Source organism: Burkholderia sp. BCC1998, assembly GCF_905339875.1.
GTDB lineage: Bacteria > Pseudomonadota > Gammaproteobacteria > Burkholderiales > Burkholderiaceae > Burkholderia.
This window is the reverse complement of the sequence record NZ_CAJPHE010000008.1, coordinates 81,936-98,477: the sequence shown is the minus strand read 5'-3', so window position 1 is coordinate 98,477 and position 16,542 is coordinate 81,936. Positions and strand designations below refer to the sequence as shown.

General features: G+C 68.5%; 18 protein-coding genes. 7 read left to right on the top strand and 11 right to left on the bottom strand.

Features of this window, described 5'->3' with window-relative positions:
* Nucleotides 1-32 precede the first annotated feature (32 nt).
* From U5A56_RS16380 to U5A56_RS16370, 3 genes are all read right to left on the bottom strand, one after another.
* Entirely contained in the window at nt 33-953 is a 921-nt protein-coding gene (locus U5A56_RS16380; protein WP_044848305.1) for a LysR family transcriptional regulator, read from the bottom strand.
* A gap of 135 nt (nt 954-1,088) precedes the next feature.
* Nucleotides 1,089-2,549 (bottom strand): FAD-dependent oxidoreductase, encoded by a 1,461-nt coding sequence (locus U5A56_RS16375; RefSeq protein ID WP_321923395.1) that lies wholly within the window; start codon nt 2,547-2,549, stop codon nt 1,089-1,091.
* A 252-nt stretch (nt 2,550-2,801) separates the two neighbouring features.
* Complete coding sequence (locus U5A56_RS16370; RefSeq protein ID WP_124487026.1) at nt 2,802-3,146, bottom strand: cupin domain-containing protein; 345 nt, start codon at nt 3,144-3,146, stop codon at nt 2,802-2,804.
* A 198-nt stretch (nt 3,147-3,344) separates the two neighbouring features.
* Between U5A56_RS16370 and U5A56_RS16365 the strand changes: the two genes are divergently transcribed.
* From U5A56_RS16365 to U5A56_RS16355, 3 genes are all read left to right on the top strand, one after another.
* Nucleotides 3,345-4,253 (top strand): helix-turn-helix transcriptional regulator, encoded by a 909-nt coding sequence (locus U5A56_RS16365; protein ID WP_321923393.1) that lies wholly within the window; start codon nt 3,345-3,347, stop codon nt 4,251-4,253.
* A gap of 140 nt (nt 4,254-4,393) precedes the next feature.
* Nucleotides 4,394-5,344 (top strand): agmatinase, encoded by a 951-nt coding sequence (gene speB / locus U5A56_RS16360; protein ID WP_321923391.1) that lies wholly within the window; start codon nt 4,394-4,396, stop codon nt 5,342-5,344.
* 22 nt (nt 5,345-5,366) lie between these two features.
* The gene (locus tag U5A56_RS16355) at nt 5,367-6,848 is read left to right on the top strand and encodes an aldehyde dehydrogenase family protein (protein ID WP_321923389.1); all 1,482 of its coding nucleotides are present in this window, start codon (nt 5,367-5,369) and stop codon (nt 6,846-6,848) included.
* Between the two features lie 126 nt (nt 6,849-6,974).
* Here the strand turns inward: U5A56_RS16355 and U5A56_RS16350 are convergent, their stop codons facing one another.
* Nucleotides 6,975-7,379, bottom strand: coding sequence for a nuclear transport factor 2 family protein (locus U5A56_RS16350; protein WP_321923387.1), 405 nt, complete (start codon nt 7,377-7,379; stop codon nt 6,975-6,977).
* Nucleotides 7,380-7,764: 385 nt separating this feature from the next.
* On the opposite strand from U5A56_RS16350, the gene U5A56_RS16345 reads away from it, so the two are divergent.
* Entirely contained in the window at nt 7,765-8,355 is a 591-nt protein-coding gene (locus U5A56_RS16345) for a GNAT family N-acetyltransferase (RefSeq protein WP_321923385.1), read from the top strand.
* A 49-nt stretch (nt 8,356-8,404) separates the two neighbouring features.
* Here the strand turns inward: U5A56_RS16345 and tam are convergent, their stop codons facing one another.
* From tam to U5A56_RS16325, 4 genes are all read right to left on the bottom strand, one after another.
* Nucleotides 8,405-9,190 carry a trans-aconitate 2-methyltransferase gene (gene tam, locus U5A56_RS16340; RefSeq protein ID WP_321923384.1) on the bottom strand — a complete coding sequence of 262 codons (786 nt, stop codon included), beginning with the start codon at nt 9,188-9,190 and terminating at the stop codon, nt 8,405-8,407.
* A 120-nt stretch (nt 9,191-9,310) separates the two neighbouring features.
* Nucleotides 9,311-9,745: a GNAT family N-acetyltransferase gene (locus tag U5A56_RS16335; RefSeq protein ID WP_044848060.1), complete on the bottom strand. Its 435-nt coding sequence runs from the start codon at nt 9,743-9,745 to the stop codon at nt 9,311-9,313.
* Between the two features lie 82 nt (nt 9,746-9,827).
* Nucleotides 9,828-10,028 (bottom strand): hypothetical protein, encoded by a 201-nt coding sequence (locus tag U5A56_RS16330; protein WP_321796649.1) that lies wholly within the window; start codon nt 10,026-10,028, stop codon nt 9,828-9,830.
* A 35-nt stretch (nt 10,029-10,063) separates the two neighbouring features.
* Nucleotides 10,064-11,383, bottom strand: coding sequence for a DUF3422 family protein (locus U5A56_RS16325; protein ID WP_124520830.1), 1,320 nt, complete (start codon nt 11,381-11,383; stop codon nt 10,064-10,066).
* 161 nt (nt 11,384-11,544) lie between these two features.
* Between U5A56_RS16325 and U5A56_RS16320 the strand changes: the two genes are divergently transcribed.
* The gene (locus U5A56_RS16320; protein ID WP_044848057.1) at nt 11,545-12,420 is read left to right on the top strand and encodes a LysR family transcriptional regulator; all 876 of its coding nucleotides are present in this window, start codon (nt 11,545-11,547) and stop codon (nt 12,418-12,420) included.
* On the opposite strand, the gene U5A56_RS16315 is transcribed toward U5A56_RS16320, so the two are convergent.
* From U5A56_RS16315 to U5A56_RS16305, 3 genes are all read right to left on the bottom strand, one after another.
* Nucleotides 12,421-12,981 carry a hypothetical protein gene (locus U5A56_RS16315; RefSeq protein ID WP_321796248.1) on the bottom strand — a complete coding sequence of 187 codons (561 nt, stop codon included), beginning with the start codon at nt 12,979-12,981 and terminating at the stop codon, nt 12,421-12,423. It abuts the gene before it with no gap.
* A gap of 155 nt (nt 12,982-13,136) precedes the next feature.
* A complete protein-coding gene (locus U5A56_RS16310) occupies nt 13,137-13,487 on the bottom strand; it encodes a hypothetical protein (protein WP_321923582.1) in 351 nt (116 codons plus the stop codon).
* A 217-nt stretch (nt 13,488-13,704) separates the two neighbouring features.
* On the bottom strand, nt 13,705-14,622 hold the full coding sequence (locus U5A56_RS16305) for a LysR family transcriptional regulator (protein WP_044848054.1): 918 nt from the start codon (nt 14,620-14,622) through the stop codon (nt 13,705-13,707).
* Nucleotides 14,623-14,948: 326 nt separating this feature from the next.
* On the opposite strand from U5A56_RS16305, the gene fae reads away from it, so the two are divergent.
* A complete protein-coding gene (fae, locus tag U5A56_RS16300; RefSeq protein ID WP_031397394.1) occupies nt 14,949-15,473 on the top strand; it encodes a formaldehyde-activating enzyme in 525 nt (174 codons plus the stop codon).
* A 41-nt stretch (nt 15,474-15,514) separates the two neighbouring features.
* Nucleotides 15,515-16,537: an aldo/keto reductase gene (locus U5A56_RS16295; protein ID WP_044848053.1), complete on the top strand. Its 1,023-nt coding sequence runs from the start codon at nt 15,515-15,517 to the stop codon at nt 16,535-16,537.
* The last annotated feature ends 5 nt before the right edge of the window (nt 16,538-16,542 follow it).

Here is a 16,542-nt window from a genome sequence, read left to right as displayed (position 1 = left end):
GCGGGGCGGCGCGGCCGCACGACCGGCACGCGCTATGCAGCCAGCGCGGCCGCCTTGATGTTGAACGCGCGCAGCAAGTCCTCGCGGAACGCATCGACGATCGGCTTGCCGCTCGCGTTGCGCTTCATCGCGAGATGCAGCGGCACATCGAAGCCGAACGTCGCACGGCCGACGGCCTTCACGAGCCCACGCTGCTCGAACGGCTCCGCGTAATGCGCGGGCAGGTAGCCGAGATGGCCGCCCGACAGGATCAGGATCGTCGCGGCCTCGATGCTGTCCGCGCTCGCGGTCACGCGCCGCTCCGGCAGCGGACACTGTTCCTCCGGCACCGGATAGGTACGCCACACCCAGTCGTGCGCCTGCAGGTCGTCCATCGACACCGGCCGCGACACATGGAACAGCGGATGGCCGCGACCGCAGTAGATCACCTGTTCCTCGGTAAACAACGGCGTGTAGTCGAGCCCCGGCACGCGATGCCAGAAATACCCGATCGCGAAATCGAGCTGGTTGTTGACGAGGCCCTCCTCGAGTTCCTGCGGCGATGCGACCTTCATCGAGAACGTGACGGCCTGGTCGCGCTTGCGGAACGTGCCGATCGCGTCGGCGACGCGCGCGTTCTCGACGAGCGGCGCCTGCCCGATCAGCCCGATCGACAACGTGCCGACCAGCTTGCGGTCGATGTCGCGCACGCGCGCGACGAACTCCGACGTCGCCGCGACCAGCGTGCGCGCCGTGGCCGCGAAGCGTTCGCCCTTCGATGTCAGCCGAAAGCCGCCGCGACCGCGGTCGCACAGCTTGAAGCCGACACGCGCTTCCAGCGCGGAGAGCTGCGTGCTGATGGTCGACTGACGCACGCCGAGCGATGCCTCGGCGGCCGTGATGCCGCGTGCGTCGACGACGGCCAGGAAGACCCGGATGAGCCGGAGATCGAGATCGGTGGTATTCGAAAACATGCTTCAAGCCGCTGCGCTTCTCGCGCGTTGCCGGGCCGGCACGACACCGGCCGCCCGCGCCGATGAACCTGACCGGACGCGCGCCGTCATCGGCAACGGCACGCGCCATACCCGTCGTTCGTGAACGACCGCCGCTTACATCGGGAAGCCCATCGCCTTGAGCCCGTTGATCCACGCGCGCTTCCAGCCGCCTTCGGCATCCGCGCCGTCGAACGCGTGGAACGTGATCTTCGCGGCGACCCAGCGCATCGGCTCGGGCGGGATGTAGCCCGGGCTCTGGTTCGCGATGTCGAGCTTGCGCTCCGGGCTGTCGCGGTCGAACAGGATGTTCAGCCCCATGAACGCGCCGAACCGGCTCGCCGCGACGCCGAAGCCCGTGTAGCCGGCGACGAACACGGCCTTGCCGCCGAGATAGCGCTTCGCGAACACCGAGCCGCGCGAGCAGTAGTCGATCGGGCCGCCCCACGCGTGCGAGAAGCGCACGTCCGCGAGTTGCGGGAAGGTCCGGTAGAACGCCTCCGCGAGCCGGTAGTAGGTTTCGCGCCGGCCGTCCTGGTGCGGTTCCGGGTCGCCGTCGAAGTGATAGCTGACCAGCCCGCCGAAGATGATGTTGTTGTTCTTCGTCAGCCGGAAATAGTTGAGCTGCGTGCGCGTGTCGTACACGCCCTGGCGATTCTTCCAGCCGATCCGCGCGAGCTGTTCGTCGGTGAGCGGCTCGGTCGCGAGCACGTGATCGCGCACCTGCATCACGCGGCGGTTGATATCAGGAATGCCAACCTTTGCGGTGCCGCTACCGAACACGACACGCGGCGCGCGCACGCTGCCCTTCGGCGTCGTCACGTACACCGTGCCGCCTTCGTCGGTCACCGTCGTGAGCGGCGTGTGCTCGTACAGCTTCACGCCGAGCGACAGCGCCGCGCGCTTGAGCCCCCACGCGAGCTTCGCCGGATGCACGATGCCGCTGCGGTTGCGCGACCACAGCGCGCCCGCGAACAGCGGCGAGTTCAGTTGCTCGAGCGTTTCCTCGCGGTTCAGCAGCACGACGTCGTGCCCGTATTCGCGATGCAGGTCGTAGTCGCCCTTCAGGTGCGCGAGGTGCCCGGGGTCCACCGCGACCGTCATCTCGCCGTTCCACTCGATGTCGGCGTCGATGGCGTAGCGCTTCAGCGTGTCCTCGAAGCCGTCGAGGTTGTGGTGGCCGAATGCCTCGAGCTGCGCGATGTCGTTCGGGAACACGCGCACCGCGTTCGGCAGCCCGTGCATCACCGACGTCGAGATGATCCCGCCCGCGCGGCCCGACGCGCCGTGCGCGACCTTGCCGGCCTCGATCAGCACCACCTTCAGGTGCGGCATCTGTTCCTTCGCCTGCACGGCCGTCCACAGCCCGGTGAAGCCGCCGCCGACGACCAGCAGGTCGGCCGTCACGTCGCCGACGAGTTCCGGCTCGGCGGCCGGCGCGGCCGGGTTGTCGAGCCAGTACGGGAACAGTTTCGTATTCGCGAGCGCCTCGGCGGCGCCCAGTGCGACCGGCGCGTGACGCGCGGCGTGCGCGTGAGCCGGTGCGGCTTGTCCTGCTTCGTTGACTTCCATTTCCATGATCCCAGCCATTCCACGTGATCGCGGCCCGCGCATGCGATGCGTGCACGGCGTGCCGAATTCAGCGAGCGCCGATTACCTCGGTCGCCGCGGTTGCCTCGGTCGCGCCGACGGCGACCATCGGCGCGATGCACCGCAAGCCGCGACGCGTGCCTTCGACACCCGCGCGACGCACGTCGCCTGCAGTCGATCGAAAACGCCGCCGCCGGGCCTCGCGTCAACCTGACGACGACGCCACGGCGGCCGCTCGCATCACGACTTCTCGAGCAGCACGTAGAACTTCTTCGCGTCCTCGATCGTTTCCCAGCGGCCCGCGAAACCGGCCGGCAGCAGGTAGCCCTGGCCCGGCGTGAATTCCTTGCGGTTGCCTTCGACATCGGTCAGCGCGATCCGGCCCTCGACGAGCCACACCGCTTCGTCCGCCGCGGTTTCCGGGAACTCCACGGAGCCGACCTTGCCTTCCCACCAGCCGATGAGGTAGCTGCCGCTCTTGCCTTCGGCCGCGCGCCAGTCGCTTTCGTCCATCCCGAAGTCGAGCTTCGTGAATTCGCCCACGCCTGCGCCCAGCGGCAGGATGTCCTTGATCAGTTTGGTCATTTGAATCTTTCGTCTCTCGATTGAAAAAAGCAGAGACAAAGTTACTCATTTACACTGCCCCGGTATGCCCCCCTGCGGGGGGGACAAACCGTGTTTTCCGCGGCGCGCAGGGTCGCAGGACTCCGTACCGTATTTCCCCCTAATGACGTTTTTGACTTCGGACGCTAGAATCGCCGCCGCTTTTCACCGGGGAACCGCATGCTGCTCAACGTGAACCCCTTCCACCGCGACACCGATCGCTTCAACGTGTCGTTCAAGGCGCTGGGCGAGCTGATCGAGACGGTCGGCACGCCGCACTTCGTGCCGCGTCTCACGCAACTGCTGAACGACGTCGTGCCGCTCGACGTCGCGCACGTCGAGCGCTCGCGCGTCGACGGCACGATGCCCACCGGCTACCGCTGCGAATGGATCGGCAGCAGCGGCATCGGCACCGCGACCGCCGAGATCTCCGACGTGATGACGCTCTACTACGAGCGCTTTCTCGACAGCGACCCGCTGTTCGCGGGGCTGCGCGGCAAGACGGGCACGATGCTGGTCGTGCGCGACATCGCGGCGATCCCGCCCGGCGAATTCCGCCAGCGGCTGTTCGACGACGTGCATATCGGCCACGAATGCGTGCTCGCGCGCGGCACCCGCTATGCGCAGCATTCGATCGCGCTGGAACGCGGCCGCGACCGCCCGCCGTTCACGCTCGCCGAAATGAACCGCTTTCGCAGCATCAGCGACGTGCTGTTCCCGCTGCTCGAGCTGCACGCGTCGACCACCGCCGCGCGCCGCATCGCGCACCCGACGCCCGACGTGCATCCGCTCGCGCAGTTCGACGCGCGGATCGCGGCCGACGGCGTGAAGCTGTCGAAGCGCGAATACGAAACCTGCAAGCACCTGATCTCCGGCAAGACCGTGCCGGAAACCGCCGACATCCTCGGCGTGCGCGTCGCGTCGGCCGAGTCGTACGTGAAGCGTGCGTTCGCGAAGCTCGGGGTGCGCACGAAGCGCGAGCTGGCTGCGTGGGGCTCGGCCGTGCCGGCGTTTCCTGCGGCCGCAATGCGTGACCACGTAGGCGACGACGGCGACGACGCCGGCACGCCGCCCGCGATCGCCGGCTGATCCGGTCGCGCCGCGTCGATGCGGCGGCGCCGTTCGCATCGAGACCCGTCGATGTAAACGTTGCGACTTCAAGATCTTCGCGCCCGCGTTCTCCTCTACCATCGGCCGATCGCTTTTCACCATAAAGAGGAGACGGCCCCATGCACCGCGAACTGAACCAGCCGATGGGCGGCAACGAGATGCCGCGCTTTGGCGGCATCGCCACGATGATGCGCCTGCCGCAGGCCGACACGACCGACGGCCTCGACGTGTGCTTCGTCGGCGTGCCGCTCGACCTCGGCACGTCGAACCGCTCGGGTTCGCGCTTCGGCCCGCGCCAGATCCGCACCGAATCCGTGCTGCTGCGCCCGTACAACATGGCCACGCGCGCGGCGCCGTTCGATTCGCTGCAGGTCGCCGACATCGGCGACGTCGCGACCAACCCGTATGACCTGAAGGATTCGGTGCGCCGCATCGAGCACGCGTATCACGAGATCGTCGCGAACGGCTGCCGGCCGATCACGCTCGGCGGCGACCACACGATCGCGTGGCCGATCCTGCGCGCGCTGCACAGGAAATACGGCAAGGTCGCCGTGGTGCACGTCGACGCGCACGCGGACGTGAACGACACGATGTTCGGCGAGAAGATCGCGCACGGCACGCCGTTCCGCCGCGCGGTGGAAGACGGCCTGCTGCAATGCGACAAGGTCACGCAGATCGGCCTGCGCGGCACCGGCTATCACGCGGACGATTTCGACTGGTGCCGCCAGCAGGGCTTCACCGTCGTGCAGGCGGAGGAATGCTGGAACCGGTCGCTCGCGCCGCTGATGGCGCAGGTGCGCGAACGCGTCGGCGACACGCCGGTGTATCTCAGCTTCGACATCGACGGTCTCGATCCGTCGTTCGCGCCCGGCACCGGCACGCCGGAAATCGGCGGCCTGTCGGTGCAGCAGGGTCTCGAGATCATTCGCGGGATGAAGGGGCTGAACATCGTCGGCGCGGATCTCGTCGAAGTGTCGCCGCCGTACGATCCGACCGGCACCACCGCGCTCGTCGGCGCGAACCTCGCATTCGAGATGCTCTGCGTGATGCCGGGCGTCGCCTACCGCTAATCCGATCGACAGGAACACGTTCATGTCCACCGCCGAGCTTTCCCCTTCCGCCGCGGCCATCGTGCTGCCCGCCGCGCGCATCGCCGGCCAGCCCGTGCGCACGCATTCCGATGAAGCCGGCGCGCCGATCTTCGATGCGTCGACCGGCGCGACGATCGGCTGGCAGGAATTCGCGACGGCCGCGCACGTCGACGCCGCGGTCCGCGCCGCGCGCGACGCGTTCGCCGGCTGGCGCGAGACGCCGCCCGCCGAGCGCGGCCGCCTGCTCGCGACGCTCGCCGAGCGCGTCGAAGCCGACCGCGAGCGGCTCGCGACACTGCAGATGCAGGTGAGCGGCAAGCCGCCGTTCGAGGCCGACGCCGACGTCGGCGACGTCGCCGCGACGTTCGCGTATTACGCGACGCTGTGCGGGAACCCGGCGCTGTTCGAGGCCGAGCCCGTCGCATTGCCGAGCGACACCGTCGCGGCCGAGCGCTTCTACGACGCGGTCGGCGTCGCCGCGCTGGTCGTGCCGTGGAACTTCCCGATGGTCACGACCGCGTGGAAGCTCGCGCCCGCGCTCGCGGCCGGCTGCACGGTCGTGCTGAAGCCGTCCGAACTGACGTCGCCGGCCGAGCACGCGCTGCTCGACCTGATCGCCGAAGCCGGCGTGCCGGACGGCGTCGTCAACGTCGTGAACGGCGGCGCCGAGGTCGGCGCGGCGCTCACCGCGCATCCGCTGATCGACAAGATCTCGTTTACCGGCAGCACGGCCGCCGGCCGCAAGGTCATGCAGGCCGCGGCCGAGGACATGAAGCGCGTGACGCTCGAACTCGGCGGCAAGTCGTCGCTGATCGTGCGCGACGACGCCGATCTCGACGCCGCGGTGTCGCTCGCGGTCGCCGGCGCCTTCACGAACGCGGGCCAGATGTGCTCGGCCACCGCGCGCATCCTCGTGCACGACAGCCTCTATCGCAGCTTCATGGCCGCGTTCGAGACGGCCGTGCGTGCGCTCGTCGTCGCGCCGCCTGCCACCGCGGAGGTCGCGATGGGGCCGATGATCTCGGCCGCGCAGCGCACGCGCGTCGAGGCGATGCTCGCGCAAGGCATCGCGGCGGGCGCGCGCGTCGCGTTCAGCGGGCGCGTCGCCGAAGCCGGCGGCAATGGCTTCTTCATGGCGCCCGTCGTGGTCGCGGAGCCGGCCGCCGACAACCTGCTGTGGACCGACGAGGTGTTCGGCCCGGTCGCGTGCGTGAAGTCGTTCCGTACCGACGACGAGGCGATCGCGCTCGCGAACGACACGCGCTACGGGCTCGTCGCGACCGTCGTGACGCGCGACGCGGAAATCGCGAAGCAGTTTCAGGCACGCCTGCGTGCCGGGCTCGTGTGGATCAACGCGCCGCAACTCATCTACCCGCATGTGTGCTGGGGCGGCTTCGGGCTCAGCGGAATCGGCCGCGAACTCGGCGTGACGGGCCTGCGCAGCTACCAGGAACTGCGCCACGCGATGCGCGCGATCGATTGACCTGCGCGGCCGTTCAGGCCGCCGGCGGCACCATCCCCGGCGGGCGGGCGCGGCACCGCGGGCCATGCCGGCCGCGCCGGATGCCGAAGCCGCCGGGCACAGCGGCCCGGCGCATCTTCGGCACCGTCACCGTCGATGCGCGGCCGCTTCGGCCTCCGTATCGTGATACTCGACGAACGCCGCGATCTTCCCGCTTTCGATCGTGAGCAGGTGCACCCAGTCGTCCTCGTAAGTGCGCCCGGTCGAGTGGACACGCCAGCGTTGCGTGCCGAGCACGACGACCCGGTTGCCGCTCGCGATGAACTCGAGCGGCTCGAAGCGTTCCGCGGTCTGCGCCGACGCAAGCGCCGCGAAGAACGCCGCGACCGCCTGCGGCCCACGTCGTCTGCCGACGAACGGAACGACGTCGGCCGGCCCCGGGATGAACCAGTCGACGCTGTCGGAAAGCGTCTGCAGAATGCCCTCGATATCCGCGCGGCCGAACGCCGCGTATGCCTGCTGCACGAGTTGCACGTTGTCTTGTTCGCTCATCGCCCTCTCCCGTCATCGCAGGTTCGCCGCGGACAATTCAGCATAGTCGAACCGCGAGGCGGCCCCCATGAGGGTCTCCGGCAATCGGGCCGTGTGGATTCCGTATGAGCAATCCGTTGCGTGATCGCATCGCCCTGCCAAATGAAGCAATTCGCCGACGAATACGCGGCATGGCCGGGATCGGCGCTCCGCCACGAGACGAGATGCGGATGAGCCCGCGCCGATATCCCGCATAATCGGGCGTTGAGCGCCGCCGCGGGAAGAGACATCGTGCGAGCGCATCAATTCAAAACAGGAACGGGTGCGATCCGGCTCTCGCCGCAAGGCGGCTGCGCCCGCCCCGGGGGAAGACCAGGCAATCCCGCTGAAGACAGGACACCGACACATGGACCGAGCCGAGCACATCAGCATCGAACAGGCGGTCGATCTGCCCGCCGACGAACTGAACGGATGCGACTTTTCGTTCGAGATCGCGTGGGAGCTGAATGCGCCGTACGAGGATCTGCTCGATTTGCGCGCGCTGCCCGTGCAGCGCAAGGACTACGGCTTCGATCCGGCCGGCTGGGCGCGCGAGGCGTCCGGCGGCACCGCGCTGTTCCGCGCGAGCGCGGGCGGGCGCCTCGCGGGATTCGTCGCGATCACCGAAAGCTGGAACGGGATGGCCGAGATCGCGGAACTCGCGGTCGACCGCAGCTGCCGGCGGCAAGGGATCGGCCAGTTCCTGCTCGCGGCCGCGGAAGCGTGGGCGCGCAGCCGCGGGTTCGGCTTCATGCGGCTGGAAACGCAGGCGAACAACGTCGCGGCCTGCTGCACGTACGCGCGGGCGGGCTTCGTCGTGGGCGGGCACGACCGCTTCCTGTACGCCGACGGCGCGAACGACGGGGAAGTCGCCCTCTTCTGGTACAAGGATCTGCGCGACGGGCAAAGCGCGAAGAGCCGGACGGTCGATCCGGAATCGATGCGGCCGCTGTCGTGACCGATGACCCGCCGCCCGCTCCGGTCCTGCTTGCGCCTTTGCTTGCGCCTTACTTCCGCGTCGCGACGATGAACAGGCGCGGGAACGGCAGCAGCACGGTGCCGTCGTCGAGCGACGGGTAGCCATCCGGACCGGCGAGCGCATCGCGATAGCGCGCGACGAACGCGTCGCGTTCGCCTTCATCGAGTGCCGCGAGGAACGGCCGCAGCGCGCTGCCCTTGAACCATTCGACGACCGCGTCGGCGCCGCCGCGCAGCGGATGGTAGTAGGTCGTGCGCCAGACATCCACCCGCGAACACGACGGCGACAGCAGCGCGTAGTAATACCGCGCGTCGAACCGCTCGGTGCGCGCCGCGCCTTTGAGCTTGTCCGCCCAGGGCCCCCCCGCGGCGACCGCGCGCATCAGCCGGTGCGCGGGTTCGTCGAGGTTGTCGGGCATCTGCACCGCGAGATGGCCGCCCGGCGCGAGCCGGCCGACGAGCGACGGAAACAGCGTGTCGTGCGCCGGCACCCATTGCAGCACCGCGTTCGACAGGATCAGGTCGTAGCCGCCCGGATCGTCCCACGTGGAGACATCCGCGAGATCGAAACGCAGCGCGGGCAGGCGCTTGCGCGCGGCCGCGATCATGTCCGGCGACGCGTCGATCCCGCGCACCGTCGCGTCGGGTGCGCGCGCGATCAGCGCTTCGGTCGAATTGCCCGGCCCGCAGCCGATGTCGAGCGCGGTATGGATCGGCGTGTCCGGCACGGCGGCCAGCAGGTCGCGGACAGGCCGCGTGCGTTCGTCTTCGAAGCGCACGTACTGTCTGGCGTATTGCTCGGGTGGCGTTGTCACGATATGCCTCCGGGTCGGCGTGGACGGCGTCGCGCTACCCGTCGCCGTCGATGCAGCACATGCTGCGATCCCGCCGGTCTTCGGTAGCGACGCCGGCGCGGTAACGTCAGGCTACCTCGCTCAAAGCGTCTTGACCATGAACACGCGCGCCGTCCCTTCCGGCTCGCACGGCACCTCGCCGAACGCCTCGTAACCGTGCTTCCGGTAGAAGTCCGGCGCCTGGAACGTAATCGTGTACAGCACGGCGCGCGCACACCCGCGCCGCTTCGCCTCCGCTTCGGCCTCGCGCAGCAGCCGGCTGCCGAAACCGCCGCCACGCAGCGATTCCGGCAGGTAAAAGAGGTCGATGAAGAAGAGGCCCAGCGACGTCCGGCCGGTGAGGCCGCCCACGACCTCGCCGGTCGCGGGATCGGTCACGTAGACGTCGAGCGCCGCCGTGTCGGATCGGCCCGTCATCGCGTGGTTGAACTCGCCGAGCTTGCGGCTGATGAGGTCGCGTGCGGCCGGCTGCTCGATGTCGGTCAGTTGAAGCGAAACGGCGGGATGCGCGTTCATGGCGTGAAGGTGTACGTGAAGGGGCCGCCGGGCCTGCAGCGTCCACGGCGGACGTCGTGAATCGACGCGAAACGACCAGGCGTCAGTTGTACCCGAGAATCGCCACGGCCGCGACATCCGGCCGATCGATCGTGCTGCCGACGAGCGACGTCATCGGCTCCTGCAGCACGGCCTGATACGACGTCACGCGCACCTCTTCCGGCGCGCCGGCGTCATCCCGACCGGGTTCGTCGAATGCGTCGTAGCCAGTGAAAAAACCCGCTTGCGTTTGCGTAAAAGTCATCTCCACTCCTTTCGATATGTCGTCGATGTTCTGATTCAATTTGCCTGTTTCAACGCCGCCGCTTGCACGGCTGCGCCGCCATGCGCGGCCTCCGACCGCGCGAGCTGCGCGCGCGTGCGCCGCGTGATGTGAATCACCGCGAACACGACCGGCGCGATCAGCAGGCCTTCCGCGAGTTCGGGATCGACCGGCAGGTTCATCACGTGCAGCGCCTTGAACGCCGCGGTCGCGAGCGACAGCACGTAGTACGAAATGGCCGCCACCGACAGCCCTTCGACCGCATGCTGCAGATGCAGCTGGTTGCGCGCGGTGCGCTCCATGCCCGCCAGCAGGCGCGTGACGTCCTTTTCCTGCGCGAGATTCACGCGCGTGCGCAGCAGGTCGACCGCGCGCGCGATCCGCGCGGCGATCTGCTCGTGACGCGCCCACACGCTGCGGCAAGTTTCCATCGCCGGCGCGAAGCGCCGCTCCATGAACTCCGCGATCGTCGGCATCCCTTCGATGCGCTCCTCGCGCAGCTCGTGGATGCGCGCCAGCACGAGCTTTTCGTAAGCTCGCGACGCGCTGAAGCGGCCGCCGGACCCCGACAGCGCTTCGACCCGCACCGCGAGATGCGTGAGCTTCACGAGCAAGGCCGCGTCGTCGCCGTCGGCGCCGCCCGCGTCCATCCGCTGCATCAGCGCATGCAGCGCCGCGTGGATCTCGTCGAGCTCGCGGCTCATCCGCCGTGCGACCGGCAACGCGAGCAGCGCCATCATCCGGTACGTCTCGATTTCATGGAGGCGTTGCAGCAGGCGGCCGCCCTGCTCCTCGCGGAAATCCTCGTCGACGACGAGAAAGCGCATGAAGCCGTCGTCGCGCACGTGCCAGTCGCAGTACACCTTGCCGCCGCCGAGCACGTTGCTGCCGACGAGCGCGGGCCCGTCGATCCAGCGGCGCAGGTCGCCGCACACGAGCCGCGCGGCATCGCCAGACAGCAACTCCATGCGCACCGCGACGAAGCGGATGCCCGCGAGCCGTGCGAACCAGGCGGCCGGAATCCCTTCGATCGCGAGATCGTCGAAATAGCCGGTGTCGCGGCGCGGCGCGACGAACGTGAAGGTCGAGAATTCGGTGTGGCGCTCCCACTTCAGGTACCAGCCGCCCGGCGATTGCACCGCGTAGTGGGTCGCGCCGTCCTGCGGCGCGGCAATGCCGGTGTCGCGGCACAGCGCGTGCAGCAGCGTTTCGTGGATGTCGGGCTGGCCGTCCGCGTAGATCGCGTAGTGCGTGAGCGACACGGCTTCGGCGAGCCGCAGGAACGGCCGCGCATGCAATTCCGCGGCCAGTGCGGCACGCAATGGATGATCCATCATCGGTACACCACTCTTCCCTGTTCGGCGCTGCGTGCCGGGCAGGCCGGCGTGATCGCCGCACCGCATCGAACGATGCGGCCGGCTCGATGCCACTATGGCAGACACACAGCGACAATAAAAACGCATAATGCTGATCGTTACGTTCAGTTTTCCTGATACCGATGAAGATGCTCGATCACGACGTGCTGGCCACCGTCGTCGCCGTCGCGGAAACCGGCAACATGACCCGTGCCGCCGAAGCGGTGAACCGCTCGCAATCGGCCGTGAGCATGCAGATCAAGAGCCTGGAAGACGCGATCGGCCGGCCGCTGTTCGTGCGCAAGCCGCGCAGCATCGTGCTGACGCGCGAAGGCGAGGTGCTGCTCGGATTCGCCAGACGAATGCTGGCGCTGCGCGACGAGGCGTGGGCGGCCGTGGTGCGGCCGGAAGTGACGGGTAAGGTGGTCATCGGCGTGCCGGACGACTATGCGTCGTCGCTGCTGCCGTCGGTGCTGAAGAAATTTTCGGCGACCTATCCGAAGGTCGAGATCCAGGTGATCGGGTTGCCGAGCAGCGCGCTCGCGCCGCTCCTGAAGGACGGCACGGTCGATCTCGTGTGCGGCACGCGCATCAAGGGGCTGTCCGGCGACTTCATCCGCCACGAGCCGATGGCATGGGCCGCGATGACGAACGGGCCGCGCGTATGGGAAGAACGGCCGCTGCCGATCGCGGTGTTCATGCCGGGCAGCGTCGCGCGCGAGAACGCGATCCGCAGCCTCGAACGCGCGAAGCTGCCGTTCCGCACTTCGTATGAAAGCCCGAGCCTGCTCGGTCTGCTCAGCATGGTCGAGGCCGGCCTCGCGGTCGCGCCGCTCGCGCGCTGCGCGATTCCCGCGCAACTGTCGATGCTCGGCCGCTCGCACGGGCTGCCCGATTTGCCGCCGCTCGAACTGATCCTCGCGCGCAGCACGAAATCGAAGCGCCCGCCGTGCGACTTTCTCGCGGAACAGCTGATGGAAGACCTGCAGCGCCAGACCGGGCAGACCGGCGACGCGTGATCAGCGCGTCGCGCCGAACCCGGCCGCGCCCAGCGCCGCATTGACGTTCGCGGCCACCCGGTCGACGAGCGCTTCCAGCGTATCGCCGCATACCTGCGCGTGTTCCGGCGCGACGTGCTCCGCGCGTTGCCAGCCCCACTGCGCGCCCGACACGACCGACAGCGTCGCGCCGAAGCGGTTGCCGTGGCGGCGGCCGAAGGTGCTCACGCGCCGCCCGGCCACGTAGTCCTGCTCGGGCAGACAAAGCCGGATCTCGACCGCGACCTGGTCGCGATCGTTGACGCGCGCGGCGGGGCTCACCGACGCTGCGAACACCTTGCCGATCCGCCAGGTCACGAAGCTCTCCCAGGCCTCGAGCGGCCCGCCGGCCGCGTCGACCCGCTCGGTGTCCACCGACCACTGGTGCCGGTCGGGCACGACGATCGCCTGATGCAGCAGCATTTCGGCCACGCGCACCGTCGTCACGAGCTGACGCGCGAGTTGCTGGCCGGACGGCAGCAACGCCGTCCGTAACCGGCCGCTCGCCGGCCGCGCGACAGGTACGGCTTCCAATAGATCCATGACTCCTCCGTATTCGTGATCGGCGCCGCGCACGCAGCATCGCGCGCCGGTTCGCCGCCTGCGGGCGGACGACACGGCGACCGGCGATCGGGCGGCGGATCGGACAAGCCATCAAGGAACGAACGACAACCCACGAGCAACAACCGTTCCCAGCTTCACCGTGGGTTCGGCCCGACATGCAATCGGCGCGCGACCGGCCCGATCACAGCATCGGCCTGCTGCGCGATCAGCATGTGCAGCGTGAAATCCAGGTCTTCCGGCGCGATGTCGAAGTGCACGTGGACCACGTCGCGCACGGCACGCGCGCTGACGACATACACGCCGAGCGGGGAATGCAGCAGCGCCGCGAGCCGGGCGTGCGCGCGTTCGCCGGAATCGGCCGTCATGGTGACGGGCAACTGCAGGCGCGGGCGCGGCGGCGGGAACGGAATGACATTGCTGGGTGCGCCGGCGCGCAACTGGCGGCCGGCGACATCGCAGGCGGGAACGGGATGAATGAAGGTCATGGAGCGGACGGAGGCCGTCCCGGCTGTTCGACACGTCCCCAGCTTAGAAGAGACCGGATAAACGTCGTGCAAAAAAACGGGCCGCCCGTGCAAAAAACGGCACGGGGGACATAACACGACAGCGATCTGCGGCGGGCCGCGCGATCGTCATGCGCGCGTTGCGGCCGCGCGCCGCGGTTCGCGTCAATCTCACCCGCGTTTGCGCCGCCCTGCCCCGCTAAGCGAACGCTTCGAGCGACGCGCGCCGCCGCTCGTCGACCATCGATTCGATCAGCGACACCAGATCGTCGGTCAGCGGATCGCAGATGCCCGGCGAGCGATGCAGTTCGAGATCGGCCGCCGGCAGCGGCGGCAGCCCGTCGGTCTCGTCGAGCACGCGCCAGTTCTCGGGCAGCGTGCAGCGGTCGATCATCGTCACGGCCGCGCCGTGGTTCACCGCGATCTTGATGCCGGTCGGGCTCTGGCTCGTATAGACGACGTGATACGGCCGCTCGGCCGTCGCGAGCGCCTGCAGCCCGCGCTGCCGGTAGCAGCACGTCTCCGGAAACAGCGCGAGCGGCACCGACGCCTGCGGGCCGAGCGCGAAATCGCGGTGCGCGGCCCACACGACCTCGTGCCGGCCGAGCAGCCGCCCGCCCGCGTTCGGCCCGTGCCGCACGACGAGCGCGACGTCGAGCTCGCCGGCCTGCAGCCGTTCGAGCAGTTCGAGCGACGTGCGGCAATGCACGTGGAAGCGCGCGCCCGGCCGCATCGCATAGAACGACTTCAGCAGGTCCGGCAGCCACAGCTCCGCATAGTCCTCGGGCAGCCCGAAGCGCACGACGCCGCGGTCGCTGCTCGCCTGCTTCAGCGCGAGGATCGCGTCGTTCTGCACCTGGATGATGCGGCGCGCATGGATCAGGAAATTCTCGCCGTCGCGCGACAGTTCGAGCCGCCGGCTGTTGCGCATGAACAGGTGCGTGTCGAGCCGCTCCTCGAGCGTGCGGATGCGCAGGCTGATCGTCGATTGCGTGCGATGCAGTTGCCGGGCCGCCGCGGTGAAGCCGCCGCTCTCGACGACGGCGACGAATGCGCGGATCAGCTCGGGATCGAGCGAACTGAGCTTCGACCAATCGGGCCTTTGAATGGCAGCCATCGGAATTACTCGCTTTCGAAAAAAGAAGGGAAGACGAAAGATAGGGCTCGGAGCACGCCGATTGTTGTCCGGAAGCGCCCGGCCCTCCAACCCCTGCCCGGGTATGACAAACCCGGAGCCGGTTCGCGAATGCCCACCCGCCGATCCCGCCCCGCCCGCCGTCACGACGCCGGCCGAGGCCCGCCCGGCGGGCGTCCGCGCGCCGGGCTCAGGGCATTCCCGGAGACGACGAAAACTCATAGCCCGATCAGAAAACATCGATTCACCGGCCGCGCCGCGGCCCACCACAATCGCCTCACTCCCAACCTCATCGACGAGACACCGCAATGACCGCATCTCAACCCAGGCAGCTTTACATCGGCGAAGGCTTCGAAGGCCCCGGCGTCAACCTCGCGCACATCAACGTGCTGGTCGGCCCGCGCAACGGCCCGGCGGGCCAGGCGTTCGCCACGGCCCTCGCGACGCCGTCGGCCGGCCATGCGCCGTTCGTCGTGATCGCGCAGCCGGGCGTGCCGACCAAGCCGCTCACGCTGTACGTCAACAAGGCGCAGATCGCCGGCGATTTCCACGGCAACGCCACGTGGGGCGCGTCGCAGGCCGGCATCGCGAAAGCGGTGGCCGAAGCGCTCGAGAACGGCACGCTGCCGCCCGAGGCGGAAAACGACTGGGTCGTCGTGTCGGCGAACTGGGTGAACCCGCAGACCGACGACCTCGATGCCGTGTTCGAGAACAACTATCGTGCGTGCCGCAACGCGATCGTCGCCGCGATGGAAGGACTGCCGCATCGCGATGCGGTATTCGCCGCCGCGCGCGACGTGTCGAACCCGTTCTACACCCCGAAGAAAAACTGACGACGACGAGCGGCCGACACAAGGCCGCACCTGGAGGAAACATGGAATACGTCCGCCTCGGCCAGTCCGGCCTGAAGGTGTCCCGCCTGTGTCTCGGCACGATGAACATGGGCACCCCGGAATGGAAGCCCTGGATCTTCGACGAAGCGCAGAGCGAGCCGATCGTGCGCCGCGCGCTCGACGCCGGCGTCAACTTCATCGATCTCGCGGACTTCTATTCGACGGGCGTCGGCGAGGAAGTGGTCGGTCGCATCCTGAAGCGCAACGCGCGCCGCGAGGAGCTCGTCGTGACGACCAAGGTCGGCTACGACATGGGCAGTTATCCGAACGCGGGCGGCCATTCGCGCAAGCACGTGCTCGACGGCGTCGACGGTTCGCTGACGCGGCTCGGGATGGATTACGTCGACATCTTCATGCTGCACTTCTTCGACGTGAACACGCCCGTCGAGGAAACCATGAGCGCGCTGCACGACATCGTGCGCGCGGGCAAGGCGCGCTATATCGGCGTATCGACGATGTACACGTGGCAGTTCGCGAAGATCATGCAGGCCTGCGAACGAAACGGCTGGGACAAACCGATCAACATGCAGCTGCAGCTGAACCTCGCGTATCGCGAGGAAGAGCGCGAGATGGTGCCGTACTGCATCGACCAGGGCGTCGGCGTGTCGGTGTTCAGCCCGCTCGCGCGCGGCCTGCTGACCTGCGAGCCGCAATCCACGCGCAACCAGACCGACTTCTTCACCGCGCAGATGTACGGCGACGCTGCGTCGCTCGCAATCGCGGAATCGGTCGCGAAGGTCGCGAAGCGCCGCGGCGTGCCGCCCGCGCAGATCGCGCAGGCGTGGGTGCTGAGCCGCCCCGGCGTCGCGAGCGTGCTGGTCGGCGCGGATTCCGTCGCGCAGTTCGACAGCGCGCTCGGCGCGCTCGAAACGCAGCTCACCGAGGAAGAACTGCACGAACTGGAGCGCAACTACACGCCGTGCGACCTGATCAACGACTACACGGCCGGCAAGCGCATCGCGCGCGCGTCGCGTCCGGCGCAGGGCAGCTTCGCAACGGACTGAAGGGC

What these genes read in the sequence shown, in the direction of transcription:
- U5A56_RS16380 (WP_044848305.1), bottom strand. Translation starts at nt 953, where the DNA reads ATGTTTTCGAATACCACCGATCTCGATCTCCGGCTCATCCGGGTCTTC.
- U5A56_RS16375 (WP_321923395.1), bottom strand. Translation starts at nt 2,549, where the DNA reads ATGGAAATGGAAGTCAACGAAGCAGGACAAGCCGCACCGGCTCACGCG.
- U5A56_RS16370 (WP_124487026.1), bottom strand. Translation starts at nt 3,146, where the DNA reads ATGACCAAACTGATCAAGGACATCCTGCCGCTGGGCGCAGGCGTGGGC.
- U5A56_RS16365 (WP_321923393.1), top strand. Translation starts at nt 3,345, where the DNA reads ATGCTGCTCAACGTGAACCCCTTCCACCGCGACACCGATCGCTTCAAC.
- speB (WP_321923391.1), top strand. Translation starts at nt 4,394, where the DNA reads ATGCACCGCGAACTGAACCAGCCGATGGGCGGCAACGAGATGCCGCGC.
- U5A56_RS16355 (WP_321923389.1), top strand. Translation starts at nt 5,367, where the DNA reads ATGTCCACCGCCGAGCTTTCCCCTTCCGCCGCGGCCATCGTGCTGCCC.
- U5A56_RS16350 (WP_321923387.1), bottom strand. Translation starts at nt 7,379, where the DNA reads ATGAGCGAACAAGACAACGTGCAACTCGTGCAGCAGGCATACGCGGCG.
- U5A56_RS16345 (WP_321923385.1), top strand. Translation starts at nt 7,765, where the DNA reads ATGGACCGAGCCGAGCACATCAGCATCGAACAGGCGGTCGATCTGCCC.
- U5A56_RS16335 (WP_044848060.1), bottom strand. Translation starts at nt 9,745, where the DNA reads ATGAACGCGCATCCCGCCGTTTCGCTTCAACTGACCGACATCGAGCAG.
- U5A56_RS16330 (WP_321796649.1), bottom strand. Translation starts at nt 10,028, where the DNA reads ATGACTTTTACGCAAACGCAAGCGGGTTTTTTCACTGGCTACGACGCA.
- U5A56_RS16325 (WP_124520830.1), bottom strand. Translation starts at nt 11,383, where the DNA reads ATGATGGATCATCCATTGCGTGCCGCACTGGCCGCGGAATTGCATGCG.
- U5A56_RS16320 (WP_044848057.1), top strand. Translation starts at nt 11,545, where the DNA reads ATGAAGATGCTCGATCACGACGTGCTGGCCACCGTCGTCGCCGTCGCG.
- U5A56_RS16315 (WP_321796248.1), bottom strand. Translation starts at nt 12,981, where the DNA reads ATGGATCTATTGGAAGCCGTACCTGTCGCGCGGCCGGCGAGCGGCCGG.
- U5A56_RS16310 (WP_321923582.1), bottom strand. Translation starts at nt 13,487, where the DNA reads ATGACCTTCATTCATCCCGTTCCCGCCTGCGATGTCGCCGGCCGCCAG.
- U5A56_RS16305 (WP_044848054.1), bottom strand. Translation starts at nt 14,622, where the DNA reads ATGGCTGCCATTCAAAGGCCCGATTGGTCGAAGCTCAGTTCGCTCGAT.
- fae (WP_031397394.1), top strand. Translation starts at nt 14,949, where the DNA reads ATGACCGCATCTCAACCCAGGCAGCTTTACATCGGCGAAGGCTTCGAA.
- U5A56_RS16295 (WP_044848053.1), top strand. Translation starts at nt 15,515, where the DNA reads ATGGAATACGTCCGCCTCGGCCAGTCCGGCCTGAAGGTGTCCCGCCTG.